General features: G+C 56.8%; 12 protein-coding genes. 6 read left to right on the top strand and 6 right to left on the bottom strand.

Annotated features, from left to right (window positions below):
• Nucleotides 1-216: 216 nt before the first annotated feature.
• The gene (locus JS530_RS09395; RefSeq protein ID WP_214376909.1) at nucleotides 217-1218 is read right to left on the bottom strand and encodes a 4-hydroxy-3-methylbut-2-enyl diphosphate reductase; all 1002 of its coding nucleotides are present in this window, start codon (nucleotides 1216-1218) and stop codon (nucleotides 217-219) included.
• Nucleotides 1219-1409: 191 nt separating this feature from the next.
• Between JS530_RS09395 and JS530_RS09400 the strand changes: the two genes are divergently transcribed.
• Both JS530_RS09400 and JS530_RS11120 read left to right on the top strand, forming a co-directional pair.
• Complete coding sequence (locus tag JS530_RS09400; RefSeq protein ID WP_214376910.1) at nucleotides 1410-2357, top strand: aldose 1-epimerase family protein; 948 nt, start codon at nucleotides 1410-1412, stop codon at nucleotides 2355-2357.
• 172 nt (nucleotides 2358-2529) lie between these two features.
• Nucleotides 2530-2604: a 50S ribosomal protein bL37 gene (locus JS530_RS11120; RefSeq protein WP_003817083.1), complete on the top strand. Its 75-nt coding sequence runs from the start codon at nucleotides 2530-2532 to the stop codon at nucleotides 2602-2604.
• A 68-nt stretch (nucleotides 2605-2672) separates the two neighbouring features.
• Here JS530_RS11120 and JS530_RS09405 read toward each other — a convergent pair whose 3' ends face one another.
• Together JS530_RS09405 and JS530_RS09410 are read right to left on the bottom strand one after the other, a co-directional pair.
• Entirely contained in the window at nucleotides 2673-3050 is a 378-nt protein-coding gene (locus JS530_RS09405; RefSeq protein ID WP_214376911.1) for a hypothetical protein, read from the bottom strand.
• Nucleotides 3050-3715, bottom strand: coding sequence for a sigma-70 family RNA polymerase sigma factor (locus tag JS530_RS09410; RefSeq protein WP_240541179.1), 666 nt, complete (start codon nucleotides 3713-3715; stop codon nucleotides 3050-3052). Before JS530_RS09410 ends, JS530_RS09405 begins: the two co-directional genes overlap by 1 nt.
• Nucleotides 3716-3899: 184 nt before the next feature.
• Between JS530_RS09410 and JS530_RS09415 the strand changes: the two genes are divergently transcribed.
• Nucleotides 3900-5504 carry a UDP-N-acetylmuramoyl-L-alanyl-D-glutamate--2,6-diaminopimelate ligase gene (locus tag JS530_RS09415; protein ID WP_214376912.1) on the top strand — a complete coding sequence of 535 codons (1605 nt, stop codon included), beginning with the start codon at nucleotides 3900-3902 and terminating at the stop codon, nucleotides 5502-5504.
• Nucleotides 5505-5652: 148 nt separating this feature from the next.
• Here JS530_RS09415 and JS530_RS09420 read toward each other — a convergent pair whose 3' ends face one another.
• The 3 genes from JS530_RS09420 to JS530_RS09430 form a co-directional block, all read right to left on the bottom strand.
• Nucleotides 5653-6621, bottom strand: a complete 969-nt coding sequence (locus JS530_RS09420) for a lipid II:glycine glycyltransferase FemX (RefSeq protein ID WP_214376913.1) — start codon at nucleotides 6619-6621, stop codon at nucleotides 5653-5655.
• Nucleotides 6622-6783: 162 nt separating this feature from the next.
• Nucleotides 6784-10440 carry a chromosome segregation protein SMC gene (gene smc, locus JS530_RS09425; RefSeq protein ID WP_214376914.1) on the bottom strand — a complete coding sequence of 1219 codons (3657 nt, stop codon included), beginning with the start codon at nucleotides 10438-10440 and terminating at the stop codon, nucleotides 6784-6786.
• 67 nt (nucleotides 10441-10507) lie between these two features.
• Nucleotides 10508-12130, bottom strand: coding sequence for a bifunctional folylpolyglutamate synthase/dihydrofolate synthase (locus tag JS530_RS09430; protein WP_214376915.1), 1623 nt, complete (start codon nucleotides 12128-12130; stop codon nucleotides 10508-10510).
• 920 nt (nucleotides 12131-13050) lie between these two features.
• On the opposite strand from JS530_RS09430, the gene JS530_RS09435 reads away from it, so the two are divergent.
• The 3 genes from JS530_RS09435 to JS530_RS09445 all read left to right on the top strand — a co-directional run bounded on the left by JS530_RS09435 (nucleotide 13051) and on the right by JS530_RS09445 (nucleotide 16703).
• Nucleotides 13051-14199 (top strand): hypothetical protein, encoded by a 1149-nt coding sequence (locus JS530_RS09435; protein WP_240541180.1) that lies wholly within the window; start codon nucleotides 13051-13053, stop codon nucleotides 14197-14199.
• 177 nt (nucleotides 14200-14376) lie between these two features.
• Nucleotides 14377-15972, top strand: a complete 1596-nt coding sequence (locus JS530_RS09440) for an aminopeptidase P family protein (protein WP_214376916.1) — start codon at nucleotides 14377-14379, stop codon at nucleotides 15970-15972.
• Between the two features lie 209 nt (nucleotides 15973-16181).
• A complete protein-coding gene (locus JS530_RS09445; RefSeq protein WP_214376917.1) occupies nucleotides 16182-16703 on the top strand; it encodes an NUDIX hydrolase in 522 nt (173 codons plus the stop codon).
• Nucleotides 16704-16795: the final 92 nt, after the last annotated feature.

Consider the following 16795-nt stretch of genomic DNA (forward strand, 5'->3'; position numbering starts at 1 on the left):
ACCCGTTGTTTCTAAGGAATGGCTTTATTCCAAGGTTTTGCAAAACCACACCATGGGTAGTTGACCACACCGTGGGTAGTGACCACACCGTGGAGATTAGTGGAGGATTAATGCCATGTAGGTTGCCGGCGGGGCTACCGGCGGCGAAGCTCCGCGGGCTGAGCCGTAAAGCAGAGAGCCCTGTGGGCTCTCTGTAGGCAACCTTCGCGAGCCTAACTAGGCTCGCGAAGGTTGCCTGCGAAGTTCCGCGGGCAACACAAAGTGCATGTTCTCCTTAATCGTCTCCACGGATTTCATACCGGTGAATCCGCGATCTTGCAGCGCAGCAATCACACCGGAGACCAATTCGTCCGGCACCGACGCACCGGAGGAAACGCCAACGGATTCCACGCCGTCGAACCATGCGGGCTCAAGCTCGTTGGCATCATCCACGCGATATGCCGTGCCGCGATCACCGAGTCCTTCCTGCGCCACTTCCATGAGCCGCACGGAGTTCGAGGAGTTCGCGGAACCGACGATCACCACGCAATCGGATTGCTGCGCCACGAGTTTCACCGCCGCTTGCCTGTTCGATGTGGCGTAGCAGATGTCCGAGCTCGGCGGCTCTTCAATCCAAGGGAATCGGGCTTTCAATGCGGCGATGGTTCCTGCCGTCTCATCCACGCTCAACGTGGTCTGCGAGAGCAATACCAGCTTGGTTTCGGGCGTGAAGTCCAATGTCGCTACATCGTCCGCGTGCTCAATCAGATGCACATGCTCGGGGCTCTCCCCCACTACGCCAACGGCTTCATCATGCCCTTTATGGCCAATATAGATAATCTCATAGCCCTCACGCACGAAGCGCAGCACCTCACGATGCACCTTGCCCACCAGCGGGCAAGTGGCATCCACCACATGCATACCGCGACGCTTGGCCTCGTCTTTCACCGAAGGCGAAACGCCATGTGCGGAAAACACCACCGGAATACCTGCTTGCGCGGCAGCATCCGGAATCTCACTCAATTCCTGAACGAACACCGCACCCTGCGAAGCCAGATCCTCAACCACGTGCTTGTTATGCACAATCTGTCGGCGCACATAGACGGGAGGCAGACCATCCTCACGTACCAGTTTGCCGGACTTTTGCGCGGCCTTCAGAATCGTCTGCACGGTAAGAATCGCACGATCGACTCCGGCGCAGAATCCTCGGGGATCGGCCAGCACCACACACTTGGTCATTAAGGCTCCTTTAGTCGTACACACTGCGTACCAGTGTAAGGCAGGCACATGGCAACACCCATCGACTCTCGCCATACACGCGAATTCCGCGGACGCGCAGCAATGCTGGCAGCAAGAAACGCGCTACACTTGACTGTTAGCGGTAACAATGGTTACCGATCCAACGAACAACTCACTATGGGAGCGATTCCATGACGAATACAACGCCGCGCACCGGTCAGCAGTACAGCATTTCCTATGGCGATTACGAAGCCGTAATCACCGAACTTGGCGCCACTATGCGCAAGGTGACCTACAAGGGCAAGAACGTGATTGTGCCGCTCGGCCCCGACGATCCGATCACCTGCTGCCATGGTCAGCTGCTGGTACCGTTCCCGAACCGTATCGCCGCAGGCACCTACGAGTTCGAAGGCAAGACCTACACGCTGCCGATTGACGAGCATGACCGCAACACCGCCATCCACGGTTACGGCTACCGCGCCTTCTGGAAGCTGGAATCCCTGACCGAAAACTCGGTGACCCAGTCCTGGCGCGCCCCGTTCCTGCTCGGCTACCCGTTCGCCATCAAGGTGTACGCCACGCATGAACTCACCGAAGACGGTCTGAAGATTACCGTGACCGCCGAAAACTACGGTGATGTGGACGCCCCGTGGGCTCTGGCCATCCACCCGTGGCTGGACAACGGCTTCAACGGCTACGGCGACGAAATCGACGGCCACAACGCCCAGTGCCACCTGACCGTCCCGGCCGCCACCCACGTCACCGTGGACGACAACCTGATTCCGACCGGCACCGAGCCTGTGGAAGGCACCAAGTACGATCTGAACGATAACCCGCTGCTGGTGAACCAGCCGTTTGATGACGCTTGGACCGATCTGAAGCGTGATGCCGATGGCTCCGTCACCGCAACCTTCACCCGCCCCGACGGCCTGGTGATCAAGGTCGGCGGCGACGAGACCGTCACCTCCTTCCAGGTGTGCACTGGCACCGGTTTCCCGGCATTCCAGCACCCGGCCGGCACTGCTGTGGAACCGCAGACCGCATACGCCAACGCGTTCAACACCGGCAAGGATCTGATTGTAATCAAGCCTGGCGAGTCCAGCACCACCAAGCTGTTCATCAAGGCAGAACAGCACTGACCCATCAGCCTCAATCGCATATGGCGCGGCTTATCAGCCCTAGCCATATGCGATAAGCCTTCGCGAGCTGCCACATCGCACGGAATCAACCATGACACACGTGTTGCGCATAGTCTGAGCGATGTGGCATAATTCCGAAGGCTTATTTTTTACTTCAGCAAAGGAGTCCATCATGGGCATGCGCGGACGTAAGCGTAAGGATCGTCGTAAGAAGGCCGCTAACCACGGCAAGCGTCCTAACGCCTGATTCTTCGTTGTTCTTTGAACACAAGAAAGCCCCCGTCTGATTCGTCAGATGGGGGCTTTCGCTATTGGCTACCGATCTTCGCCACAGCAGTGATCCAACGTGGCTTTCAGCTTGGACATCAGGCATTCAGGCGCCACATCCGGACGCAAATACGCACGGAGCGCGGCAATCAACGCCTGTTCACGGGCATCACAACAGGTTGAAGGGTCGAAGCACTCCCCCTCAACAAACTGCTGCTGCGCCGTTATGTCTGCCTCACGTACACCTTCGTGCGCATCTGCCTCGCGCGCAGCCTCAACCCTGTTACGACAGTCACATGATCCGGCATCGTCAGCAGCACAGCATTGACGCGTGGTGATATGCACTTCCGTCCGGCTCACCACACCATCCGCGCTTGTACTGGTGATGGAGATATGACGCGTCTGCTCCACACTTCGCTCGTTCATCAAATCTCCTTTCCAACAGTTCCATTATGGCTGGTTTTGGCGGCTTGCCCAACGTTTTTCGCTGACTTCGCGGATGGTGAACCTGCGGTCTTTCCCGCAGTATCTGCACCATACCCCCGCTCACGCGCATAGGATGCCAGCTCACGTTTGAGCTGGGCGCGTGCACGATTCAATCGACTCATCACCGTACCGATTTTCACGCCCTGTTCGTCGGCCACCTGCTGGTATGACTTGCCGTCAATCGCCGCATCGATGAACACCTGTCGGCGTTCGGGAGGCAGTTTGGCGAGCGCCGCCATGATCTCCTGCGGCGCGAACGCGTCCAAATACTCCTCTTCGGCGGATTTCAGCCCATCTGAGGAGTGTTCGGCAGCATCGTAGATATCCCAGTCGTCGTATTCACCGGTGGAATCATTGGCGCGCTGCGGCCTGCGCTTCGCCTTGGCGTACTGATTGAAGTAGGCGTTGCGCTCGATGGTGGTCATCCACGCCTCGAAATTCGACCCCTGCTGGAATGTGTCGAAGGCCTTGAACCCACGCTCGAACGTATCTTGCACCAGGTCCTGCGCATCATCAGGATTATTGGTAAGCCTCATGGCCTGTCGATACAGCGCGTTGACGGCGGGCATGGCGAGCTTCTCGAATCGTTGACGCTTCTGTGCCATGCTCTCCCCCGGAGCAGCCCCGCCATCATGCGTCTGGGCTTGTGCAGTTACTTGGTTCGTTGTCGTCACGTTGCTCATTCTAGCCAATTCGTGTGCGTATATGGTGGCTGGTGCCATCCATGACATCTCCATGCCACAACGCCCTGTAGAATGACTTTCGGTAAGAAACAGGAGAAATGATTTTATGGCTCTGACTTTGGATTCGGCGGCTCGCCTGCTCAAACAGCATCATCTGCTACGGGAGATCATCGCCGGCGAGCGCTGGACTCTTGACCCCACCGAAATCGCACGGCATGATCAGCCGTTCGGCAGTATTACGTACGACACGCGAGAAGTAGTCGACGGTACGTTGCTGTTCTGCAAAGGCAACTTCAAGGCTTCATTCCTCAATGGCATTGATGATCGTGGCCTTGCCGCCTATGTTGCGCAAACCGATTATTCCGCCGAAACCAATGCACCGGGATTGATTGTCAATGATGTGCGCAAAGCCATGAGTCTGCTTGCCGCCGAGTTCTTCGACCGTCCGCAGGATAAGCTCACGGTGATTGGCATCACCGGTACCAAGGGCAAAACCACCACCGCTTATTTCACACAGGCCGTGCTCAATGCCTATTCCGATGGCAAGTGCGCATTGTTCTCCTCAGTGGACAATTGTCTGGATGGCCATACCTATGTCGAATCGGCACTGACCACCCCGGAAAGCCTCGATGCCTTCCGCATGATGCATGAGGCCGCCAGCAATGGCATGCGGTACCTGGTCATGGAAGTATCGTCGCAGGCGTACAAGGTCAATCGTGTCTACGGGCTTACGTTCGATGTGGCGGCGTTCCTCAACATCTCCCCCGACCACATCAGCCCCATCGAACATCCAACGTTCGAAGATTATCTGTATTGCAAGCGACAGATCACTGATAACTGCAAGACGTTGGTCCTTGGCACTGACTGCGACCATGCCGATCTGATTCGCGAGGATGCTCGCGCCGCACAGGTGCCGGTCGTTACGTTCGCACTGCGTAATGGTGGCACTGGCAATGGTGGCACTGGCAGCAGCGATGGCGTTGCCGCACAGGACAGTGATTTCGTGGCGCTTCCCGACCCAAACAACGCTGCGCAGTTCATCTTCCGCGAGCATGGCAAGGCTATTGGCGACTTCTCCTTGGAACTTGAGGGCGGTTTCAACGCCGCCAATGCGGCCACCGCCATCGCTTTGGCTCGCGAGGCTGGCGTGCCTGAGGACTCCCCTGCGTTCGCCGCACTGGAGCATGTGCGCATTTCCGGACGCATGGAGCATTTCCAGAACGCCGATGGATCGATTGTGGCGTACGTGGATTACGCACATAACTTCGTAAGCACGCGTACACTGATTGATTTCGTCTCGCATAAGTATGCCGACCGTAAACCCTACATCATCGTGGTCACCGGTTCCGTGGGCGATAAAGCCGTGGATCGACGCGAAGGCATCATCAATGGCGCGCAGGAGAAAGCCAACCGTATCATCCTGACTTCCGAAGATACCGTCAAGGAACCAATGCTCGATATCCTCAACGAGATGCGCGGGTATATCACCAATCCCAACGTGTCCAGCGACATCATTCTCGATCGCGCCAAGGCCATCGAACAGGCTGAAGCGGAGGCCGAACAGTTGGCGGCACAAGGGCGCATGACCGTGCTGTTGGTCATCGGCAAGGGCGAGGAACAGTGGATCAAGGTGGAAGGCAAGCATGCGCCGTACGAGGGTGATGGCCATGTGATCCGCCGTCTGTTCGGCATCGCGCAGCCAAATGATTAAACACGGCTCGGCATGCCCGGTACGAGCAATGAGAGCTATGGTAATCGGGCATCCTATGAGTAAGGGCGTTTGACGAATGCCAATCCGTCAAACGCCCTTACTCATACATTTCAACGTGCAACTCGCGCATACACGCTACATAGCATGTCTACTTATGCAGACGCGCACGAATCTTCAACGCCGTATTCCACAGGTGGTACCAGTGGCTCAGCGGCTTATCGTAGGTGCCCACCCAGTAGGTCGGCTCATTAGCGAACAGCATCTTGAAATCACTGATTCCATCGTTCAGCAGACCATTGAGGTCGTACAGCACCGCGCCCTTTTCCTTGGCAGCAAGAATCGCCGTCCACTTGAGCAGGTAGTTGGCGCGCAAGGTCTTGCCCTCATCGTTCACACCACCCCACAGTTCGAACGCCGTGCCATTGGTGGAGGTGATGTTCCACAGGAAGGATAGAATACGGCCTTCATGCTCGGCGACAAACAGCTGTCCCACATCGCCGAAGAGATCAAACGCAGCGCGATAATACTCATCAGGATGCAGCGGGAAGTTGTCGTTGGCTGCAGTGTCGTGGTAGATAGCCAGCAACGCATCCAAATCACCTTCAACGGCGGGACGACACACTACCCCGTTGCGGCCTGCCTTACGAATGTATTGGCGGGCTTTCTTCGAATGCAGGTTTTTCAGAATCGTATCCTCGTCAGGAGTCAGATCGATGGCCGCGGTTTTGGCAAGCATGATGTACTTGCCCTTAACCCATGAATCACTCAGATTCAATGATTCCACAGCTGGATCGATTTTCAGGCTCACCGAAGCAGCATGTTGCTTGCACCATTCCGCGCATGCATCAGCCACCTTGCCGAGTTGTGCGTCATCATTCGCGAAAGGCCCGCGCGGGGCATAGGAGATGGCATGAAATGGCCATGGCAAATCACGCACAAGAATCTGAGCTCCGCCGATGATGGCACCATCTTCCTTGACCGCAATGCGATGAGCCGTCCACGGGCCGGTGGATGCCTTCAGCTCGCCCCACTGCCACAGCTGCAGCGGATGACCATGACGCTCCTCAACCAACGCATTCCAGTCAGCTTGATTCTGAATTTCAACTGTTTCTTGCATACTGCTCCCAATTCAGTTCTTTCGCATTGCTGTACGCATAGTGTAGTGCGCCACGCATACCAGTGCGTCACAATGACCGTCGACACATACGAATCCCTTGCAATACCTTACGAATATCGCAAAGCCACTGCATTCACTGCCACTTGTATTTCAGCGCCGCTATTACCGTTCCAGTTTCTGACTGATGACGGCGGTCACGCCGTCGGCGCGCATGGTCACACCGTAGAGCGCGTCCGCAATGGACATCGTACGCTGCTGATGGGTGATGACGATAAGCTGCGCATGCGTACGCAGCTCGTTCAACGCGTTGATCAGCCTCGTGAGGTTCACATCATCCAATGCGGCCTCAACCTCATCCATCACATAGAACGGACTGGGGCGCGCAGTGAAGATGGCGAACAGCAGGGCCAACGCGGTCAGCGACCGCTCCCCGCCGGAGAGCAAGCTCAGCTGCTTGACGCGCTTCCCGGCAGGACTTGCCTCCACCAGCACTCCGGTGGTCAACAGATCATCGGGATTCTCCAAGCGCAGCCGACCCGTACCTCCGGGGAACAGCGTGGCGAACACCTGTTGGAACGCTTTGGCCGTATCCTCGAACGCAGCTTTAAACACCGTGACCATCGTGGAATCCAAGTCTTTGATGAGCTGCATCAGGTCATCGCGGGACTTGACCACATCGTTGCGTTGATCGTTGAGATACTTATTGCGTTCCTCAAGCGCCTCGTATTCCTCGGTGGCCAGCGGGTTCACTTTACCGAGCGCCGCAAGGTCACGGCGTGCCTTGTCCAATCGCTTCTTCTGCTCGGCGCGGTTGTAGGGCACGGTCTGGAAGCGTTGTGGTCGGCTGGAATCCTCCTCTGCCGCGCCACCTGCCAAATCCTGTGCATCATCCTGCGCATCAACCGGAATCGGGTTGCCATCATCATCCAGTACCGGCACCGGCTGGTCGGGTCCGTAGTCGCGGACCAGGTCCTCCAGCGTCAGTCCCAGTTCATCGGACACTTTCTGCATCAATTGGCCGGCTTCAGTGGCTAATCGTTCGCGGTTCACGTCCAATGCATGTTCGCGGGCCGTCAAATCAGTGACTTCAGGTTCGATGGCATTGCGCTGGGAACGCAAGGACTTCAGCATGGCATCATGTCCCGATGCCTCCTCCTGCATGCGATCGCGGTCTTCGGCGACGCGTTCGAGCTCCTGCTGCACCATCGCCGCCACGTCACGCGCATCCTGTGCCACGGCCTGAAGATGCTGGGCTTGAGCGCGCCGCCGAGTATTCAATGCTTCAACACGGGCACGCCGTTCTTCGGCCTCCTTGGCGTTATCACGCAATAAGCCGGCTTGACGATGCAGCGAGTCAGCTTTGCGTGAGGCCTCAGTCCATGCGATTTTCGCGGTGACTTCACGCTCGCGCAATTGATTCAGCGATTGTTCCAACGATTGTTCGCGCGCCTCGAGATCATCGAAATGATCTTGCGTGGAACTTGATTGCTGCGCCGAGGCCAAAGCCTCCTGCAAATCATCCAGCTTGAATTGATGGGTCTGCCGCTGATCATCATTGTCTGCAACGCGCTGCTTCAGCTGCTCCAGTTGTCGGTTAAGCGAGGTAACGCGATCGCTCGCCGACTGCAGTGCTTTACGCGCCTGTTGCGCTTTGAGCGTGAGCTCAGTGCGCTTGGCGGATTCCTGGTCCACCACACGTGCGGCTGCATCCCGTGCCCGTCTGGCCTGATCCACCTTTTCGCCGGCCTGCTGCTCTTCAACGGTCAATTGCTTCACCTTCGCCAACGCTTTGTCGCGGCGCGCGGCCAGCGCCAAATCCGATTGGGATAGCGACGAGCCACCTGACGCGGAAATGCCGCGGCAGAACAGCTGACCATCCTGGGTGACCGCTTGCATAGCCGCATGGGATTCCACATAGCGTTGCGCCTGTTCAGCATCATCAGCGCATGCCGTACCGTCCAACAGCGACTGCACTGCGGCGACCACGGATTGCACCTGCGAAGCATCCGCTGCCTGAGGATTGGCCTCAACCAGCGTGGACAGCCAGCGAATGCCGTGCGCAGCCGAATCATCCGCAGTCATCAAGGTGCTTGAGTGTTCCGTCTTCGCATCACTTACCGGCGATGCCGCGATGACCACGGCCTTACCGAGCTTGTCTTCACGCGCGCGCTGCAATGCATGCATCATCTGCTGCGGCTGCGCAACCACGATGGCCCCCGCGAACTGTCCTAACGCATGGGCCACAGCTTCCTCCCAGCCGTCGGCAACATGGATGAAATCGGTCAAATGACCGAGTACGTTCACCGCAGCATCATGTTCCAACGCACTTGACGCGTTGCGGCTATCCAGCGTATCCGCCAGCGCGTCCGCTTTGGCGTTCAACGAGATGATCTGAGATTGCAGTTCACGCTGCGCATCCGTCAATGCTCCCAATTGCTCCCGGCATTGCGCCAGATGCTCACGGGCAGCATCCAAAGCCGCACCCTGATCGTCCGCAATCGCTTCGGATTCATGCTCCAGTGTTGCCACCTGTCGTTGCGCATCAGCATAGTGCTGCGCCACCGATGCCTGCTGCGCCTCGTAATCCTTACTACGACCGTCCGCCAGTGCTATTGCCGACTCTTCGCGCGCAATCAGCTCACGAAGCCGGGCGATAGTGGAATCCCGCTCCTGCGCTGTTTTGCGCAGTTCAGTCAACGTTTGGCGAACCGATGCCAGTTGTTTCTCGGTGTTGGCACGAGTCTCGGTGGCTTTATCGAAAGCGATGCGCGCATCGGCCACGGTTGCCGATTGTTCCTTGGCTTGTTGCTCCAATTCCGCGGCACGCGCGTTCAGCATGCTTGGATCCTCACCGACATTGCTGACGATGCTTCCCAGCGTGGAATGGGCACGCTCATCGGCAAGCTGGGCTACGGACAGCAATCGTTCCCGCGTTTGCGAATAATCATGCCAATACTGATTGGCTTTGGCGATGGCCGGACTGGATTCGGAGCTCAACGCTTCAACCTGTTCGATGCGAACCTTCACTTGGGCGAGCTCGCGCTGGGCTGCGGTCAGTTTGGCACGCACCTCACCGAGCTCCTTGCGTACGGTTTCGCGCTGAAGCATGGACTGCTGCGCATCTTCGGCATACAATCGCGCCTGCGCATCACGAACGGTCACCTGAATCGCATCCGCTCGCCGGGAGATGCGCGCCTGCCTGCCAAGCGGACCCAATTGACGATGCAATTCCCGGAGCAGATCATCCAACCGGTTCAGATTCGACTCGGTATTGGCGAGCTTGCGCAACGCGCGCTCCTTGCGCTTGCGATGCTTCAAAATACCGGCGGCTTCCTCGATGAACGCACGGTGTCCGGACGGATCGGCCTTGAGAATCGCATCCAATCGACCTTGGCCCACAATCACATGCATCTGCTGGCCAAGACCCGTATCGGAGAGCAGCTCCTGAATATCCAGTAGGCGGCAGGCGGAACCGTTGATGGCATATTCCGAGCCGCCATTGCGGAAGATCGTGCGGGAAATGGTGACTTCCGTGTAATCGATATCCAAGGTGTGGTCGGAGTTATCGATGGTCAGGCTCACCTGCGCTCGACCCAAAGGCGGTCTGGAGGACGTGCCGGCGAAAATCACGTCCTCCATCGAGGTGCCTCTCAGGTTTTTGGCACCCTGCTCACCCATAACCCAGGTCAAGGCATCGACGATATTCGACTTGCCTGACCCGTTCGGACCTACGACCGCGGTAATCCCAGGCTCGAACCGCAAAGTGGTGGCCGAGGCGAAGGATTTGAAACCGCGGAGGGTGAGCTCTTTCAAATACATGGCTGAAAGTCGTCCCTTACCTTATTGCGCTTGGCAACCGACCGATAAGCGGCCGGTCGGTCAACGGTCAGTCCTGCGTGGAGTCCGTATCATCCGCGGCATCCGCATTGCCCGTACCGGTATCGGAGGATGCGGATTTGCCGAGACCCAGCACGTCGAACACGTCGAAATCATCCGGGCTCACCTGATCGTCGAGCGTATCGGCAGCCTCATCGGCAGCCTCACTTGCCTGCTGATCCGGCGAAGCCTCCGAATCGTCAGGCTCGACCACCGGCTGATGGATGTTCATGGCCTGCTTCATGGTGGGGCTTGCATGCTCTTCAAGCATGGTGCGGGCATCACCGGCGGTCACGAAGCTGCCGCAAATCAGCACACCATGGCCATAGCCCACGCCCAGCTCGTCTTCGGCATCGACCATGTTGACGGCGGTCTGGATGGCGTCCGGCAGGTTCGGCTCCTTGATCACGCGATCGCGGCCGAACACATCCACAGCGATCTTCTCCAGATCATCGGCGGACATCACACGGTCACGCCAAGAATTCTCAGTCACCACCACGGAGCTCAGAATAGGTTCCAGCACGCCCAGGTATTCCTCGACCTGCTTATCACGCATCATGGCGACCACACCGACCAGCTGCTGGAAATCGTAGCTTTCCTCAATGGCCTTGCGCAGGGCCTCAGCGGCATTCACATTATGGCCGCCATCCAGAATGATGGTTGGCGAGGTGCGAATCTGCTCGATACGACCCGGAATCTTAACCGAGCTCAACGCTTCGGCCACCAAATCACCATCCAGAGGACCATTCACCGGAATCACCACTTCAGCGGCTGCGAGCGCTGCGAGCGCATTGTGTGCCTGATGCTCGCCGAACTTGGCAATCGGCACGCCTTCGTACGTGCCGTTCGGCGTGGTCAGCGTGGCCACTTGGCCGCCGACTGCCGGCATACGGTCGGTAACGGTCATCTCGTAGCCATCGCGAACCAGTGTGGCATGGTTACAGGCTGCCGCCTCCTCGATAATCGGCATAACCGCTTCTTCATGCGGCTGCGGGCCGATGATTGCAGTGCAGTTGGGCTTGATGATGCCGACCTTCTCGCCGGCGATCTTCTCGACCGTGTCTCCCAGCCACTGCATGTGGTCCATGTCCACCGGACCGATGATGGCGGCATCGGCATTAATCACATTGGTAGCATCCCATGCGCCGCCCATGCCAACTTCGACGATGGCCACATCCACCGGCGCGTCGGCGAACTTCCAGATGGCCATGGCGGTGAGCACTTCGAAGAAGCTCATCTTCGGCTTGCCCTGCTCCTCCATCTTGGCATCCACGAGCGCCACCAGATCCTTGGTCTGATCCCAGATATCGATGAAGTCATCGTCGGAGAGCTGCTGGCCATCGATGCAAATACGCTCATTGATGCGCTCCAAATGCGGGGACGTGTACAGACCGGTGCGCATGCCGTACGCACGGCAGATGGCTTCAGCCATGCGCGCAGTGGACCCCTTGCCATTGGTGCCGGTCACATGAATCACACGGAACGACTGCTCGGGGTGACCCAACAGGTCGAGCATCAGATTCATGCGGTCCAAGTCGAGGTTCGTGGTGTTATGCTCCGGCGGACGGCTCATAATATCCAGCTCAACGTCCCTCATCGTCTCATTGTTCCTGTTCGGATGCTCGAATGACATGCCCATCCTCCATCTCTCAATTCTTCTACGCGTCGCACGCCCAGCTCAGCACCAGCCGTCATCCAGCTCGCAACAGAGCATCGTCCCTGTTCATCCTTGACTCAGTTCAGAGCACCTCTGTACCCGTCCAAGCCAAATACGAACCTTCAAGCGAAAACTCCCACCATAGTAATCGTCGGGGTCTATAGGCTGCGGCATTGCGCTTTATATTCCGCACTTGGTGAATTGTCGTTCCGCTTCTTACCTGCCGTGCTTAATCTCAGTTATGCACCTGTATCAGAGTGTGTTATTGGACCTCCGCCATACCAGCGCCATTCCCAACCTCTGGCCTGTCGACCTTCACCACGTAGCCACCACGTAGCCGGGGAATCAACTCAGCCTGTGGCCGAGTCCTTCCGGAAAGGTTAAGACCTCCTCTATAGCGAAAGCGAAGGCGTTCGAGCACGCATTGCCCGTCGTACATCACTGAAATGCCTCATCGAAGTCATACGGCCACCATTTATGGCATGGCATCGCTAAGACATTGCTTAATGATGGGATTACTCCAAAGTATGCCCATACACCTTCACTGAGCTGTTTCAGAGATGGAATAATGCCATTACTTGCCCAGTTGGCATCATCAATCATGCCTCAGCGTAGTCTCCCGGCCAGTCACTGGCACTCCAGCATCAGAGCACAGCCCCACTACAACCAAAATTCATCCCATAAGCCTTTTGCGGTCATCTCACGACAATATCCAAAGCCCCGTATTGAAGTCATCGCATTAGCATTTGTCCAAACGGCTTCAGCACAAAGACGCCAAGTACCATTATCGTGCCCAGCGGACTTCAATCAGATTCTTCATCTACACTCCAGCGTAGTCAAAACTTCATCACATGGCACGACTACTTCAATGAAACATGTGTTCCATGTATTGGCATATGCCTTCTGAACCACTGCCCAGTGTGGATAACCCACATACAACACCGCCCTGGGTGGAAACTCGATATTTCAATGGTTTTCAGGCCATCCCAATCCTAAGGGCAAGTTCGAACCACATCATTCAAATTCCGGCCTCTCACCCGGCCGGTTTCTCTACCGTTGATGGCATGAAAACACATAAAGCAATTGCCCAAATTCTTCATGAAGCCCAAAGCGAACAGCGCTGCGCCTATTCTAAGGTGCCTTCAGAGCAACTCGCGCTCCAGCGGCGCGCTCAGGCCGGCGAACTCATCAACACCTACCGTGGTTCACCATCGTTATATGCAGAACAACGGTATTGGAATACGCTAACCCCACCTGATCAAACACTGCATATCGCAAAGGCTCTTGCGGTAGCTCACCCAAAATGGATTTTCGGAGGATTGGTTGCAGCCAGCGCATACGGCTTCGAACATCAATGGTGTCTCCACGATGGTTCAGTGTCTGTTATGACACAGAACCACGGAAGCGAGCAACGCCACTCGCAATTACGACGCGTATACATGCCGCAGGCTTCTTCTTTAGCAGTACACGATTCAACGTCTGGATTATTGCTCATGCCTCCAGCACATACACTCATCGAATGCGCGCGCACCTACGATTTTCGCTTTGCACTACCATTTTTCGATTCTGCGTTTGCGAAAGGGGTTTCGACAGAGCAAATCCTCACCGCATGCAGTACTCTGCGCACTGACTGCACACCTGTTTTCCGACTGTTGCAACATACGAATCCGCACAGTGAGAATGGTGGCGAATCCCTGATGCGCGGCACAATCTATGAAGAACAATTTGTAATGCCGCAGATTCAAGTCCCCGTCAAAGATCCGCAAACCGGCGCAGCTTATCGCGTGGATTTCGTATGGCGATTGAATGATGGCCGCATTGTGGTAGCCGAGTACGACGGTACCGAAAAATACGTCAACCCCAATATGACCGATAACCGAAGCATTCAACAAGTGGTTGCTAAAGAACGTGAACGAGATGCAGGTTTACAACGAGCAGGAGCCAACGAGGTGGTTCATCTGACTTTTTCTGAAGTGTATGAGAAAACTCCTTTACGCATCAAACTGCTGAAAGCCGGAATTCCTCTACGGGGCGACGGCGCATAACAACTTACCGAAGCAACTGAAGTAACATCGGCACAATCGTAAAGGGATAAAGCGCCTATCTCGGGGGCTTCGCTTGAACACGATTCTGCATAAAAAACGTGAGCGACATGTGGCAAACGAATTCGAACGACTAGTATGGGAGCGGTAACATGAGACCTCTTTGTATAAGGAGTATCAATGGGTGAGGTAGTCACCGCTAAGGATAAGGAATATGAGGCCGAGGAGCGCAAGAACGCCCCGGGCAGCGATCAGGCCATGAGCGACCGCGTGAACAATCGCTCGCTGCGCCCCCGTTCCGAGGCATTCAAGGATTTCATGAAGTCCGGCTGGGCCGATGATGAACCGGAAATCGAGCCGTTGGAATCCTCCAAGTTCACGCCGGCTCGTCTCGCCGCTCTGGGTAAGGCCTTCCCCGGTGAGCGTCTGGTGATTCCGGCCGGCCAGCCGAAGGTTCGCAACAATGATTGCGACTACATGTTCCGTCCGGATACCGCTTTCGCGTACTACACCGGTCTTGGTGTGGATTATGAGGCTGGCGCCGTGCTGGTGCTGAACCCGGTTGACCCTGATTCCGATGAGGCCAAGGCCGGCCAGACCCACACGCCGGAACTGTTCGTGGCTCCACGTGCCGATAACTCCACCACCGACTTCTTCATGAACCCGCATTACGGCGAGTACTGGGTGGGCCCTCGTGCCGGTCTGAAGGAGATGACGGCTATGACCGGCATCGAGACGCATGACATCGCACAGCTTGCCGATGCGCTGAGCAAGGATGTCGGTTCCGAGGCCGGTGCCGTCCGCGTGCGCGTGATGCGTGAGACTGATCCGCAGATCACCTCGCTGGTTGAGTCCATTCGCGAGGCCAACGGCGCTGCTGACCCTGATAAGAACGCCGCTGCCGACGACAAGCTGCACGAGTTCACGTCCGAAGCCCGCATGGTCAAGGATTCGTATGAGATCAATGAGATGCGCAAGGCCGTGGATGCCACCAAGCATGGTTTTGATCGCCTGCTGAGCACGCTGCCGGCCGCCATCGATAAGCCACGCTCCGAGCGTATTCTCGAAGGTGCCTTCAACGCGGTGTCTCGCGAACTCGGCAACGCCGTTGGCTATGACTCCATCGTGGCTTCCGGCGCTCATGCCCCGATTCTGCACTGGATGCGCAACACCGGTGTGGTGAAGACCGGCGACATGCTGCTGGTGGATGCTGGCGTGGAGGTTGATTCCCTGTACACGGCCGACATCACCCGTACGTTCCCGACGAACGGCAAGTTCACCGACCTGCAGAAGCGCCTGTATCAGGCCGTGCTGGATTCCCAGCAGGCTGGTTTCGAAGCCGCCAAGCCGGGTGCCACGTATTCCGACATTCACCATGCTTGCATGCGTGTGATTGCCGAGCGTCTGCATGATTGGGGTCTGCTGCCGGTGAGCGTCGAGGAATCACTCTCCCCCGAAGGCCAGCAGCATCGCCGTTGGCTGGCATGTGGCGTGGCCCATCATCTGGGTCTTGACGTGCATGATTGCGCGCAGGCTCGCTTTGAGGCCTATCAGGGTGCTCCGATTCGCCCGGGCATGATCTTCACGATTGAGCCTGGCCTGTACTTCCGTGAGGATGATCTGCTGATTCCGCCGGAGTACCGCGGCATCGGCATCCGCATTGAAGATGATGTGCTGATGACCGAGAACGGTCCGGAATGGATTTCGGCCGGCATTCCGAAGCAGATTGACGATGTGGAAGCCTGGATGGCCGATCGCGCCGCCGCTACTAAGTAATTATTATTCCGGCTCCCCTCATTGAGGGGAGCCATTGTTATAGAGGAGGGTTGCAGTCTTGCCAACACCGGAATTTGTACTCGAACTGCGTAAGAAAATCGGCCATGCTGAGCCGTCAAACGAACAGTCCAGTGGACTGTTCGTAGGCGAAGTGAGCGGCTGCACCACAAGCAGCCGCGAAGGATCATGGCCGAACGAAAGGTAAGAACATGCCAACACCGGAATTTGTACTCGAACTGCGTAAGAAAATCGGCCATGATCTCCTGTGGCTCAACGGCGTAACTGGCTATGTGCTCAACGATCAGGGCCAGCTGTTGCTCGGCCGCCGTTCGGATACCGGCGAGTGGGCTATGGTCTATGGCATCAATGAGCCCGGCGAACAGCCTGCGGATACTGTGGTGCGCGAGATCAAGGAAGAGACCGGCGTGGATGCCATCGTCACCGATCTGGTAGCCGTGACCTCATCGAACAAGGTGCTGACCTATGCCAACGGCGACAACACCATGTATATGGATCATTCGTTCCTTTGCAAGGTAAAGCCCGGCGGTAATAGCGAACCATTCGTGGGCGACGAGGAAAGCCTCAACGTTGGATGGTTCGATTTGGACGCACTCCCCCAACCGCTTGCCGCGAGCACCGTGGAACGTCTGCAATTGTTCAACCGTTACTTCGAGAACAAGCGGCATGGCGACACGCACGCGCTGTTCGTCTTCGACGGTGTACAGCACTAATCCTCCGCGGTATAGAGCAAAGCCTCGGTAAGCACCTGTGATGAGCAAGGCACTTACCGAGGCTTCTTTGTATGTGACTCAGCAGTCTCAGG

The sequence above is a fragment of the Bifidobacterium colobi genome (genome assembly GCF_018555455.1).
GTDB lineage: Bacteria > Actinomycetota > Actinomycetes > Actinomycetales > Bifidobacteriaceae > Bifidobacterium > Bifidobacterium colobi.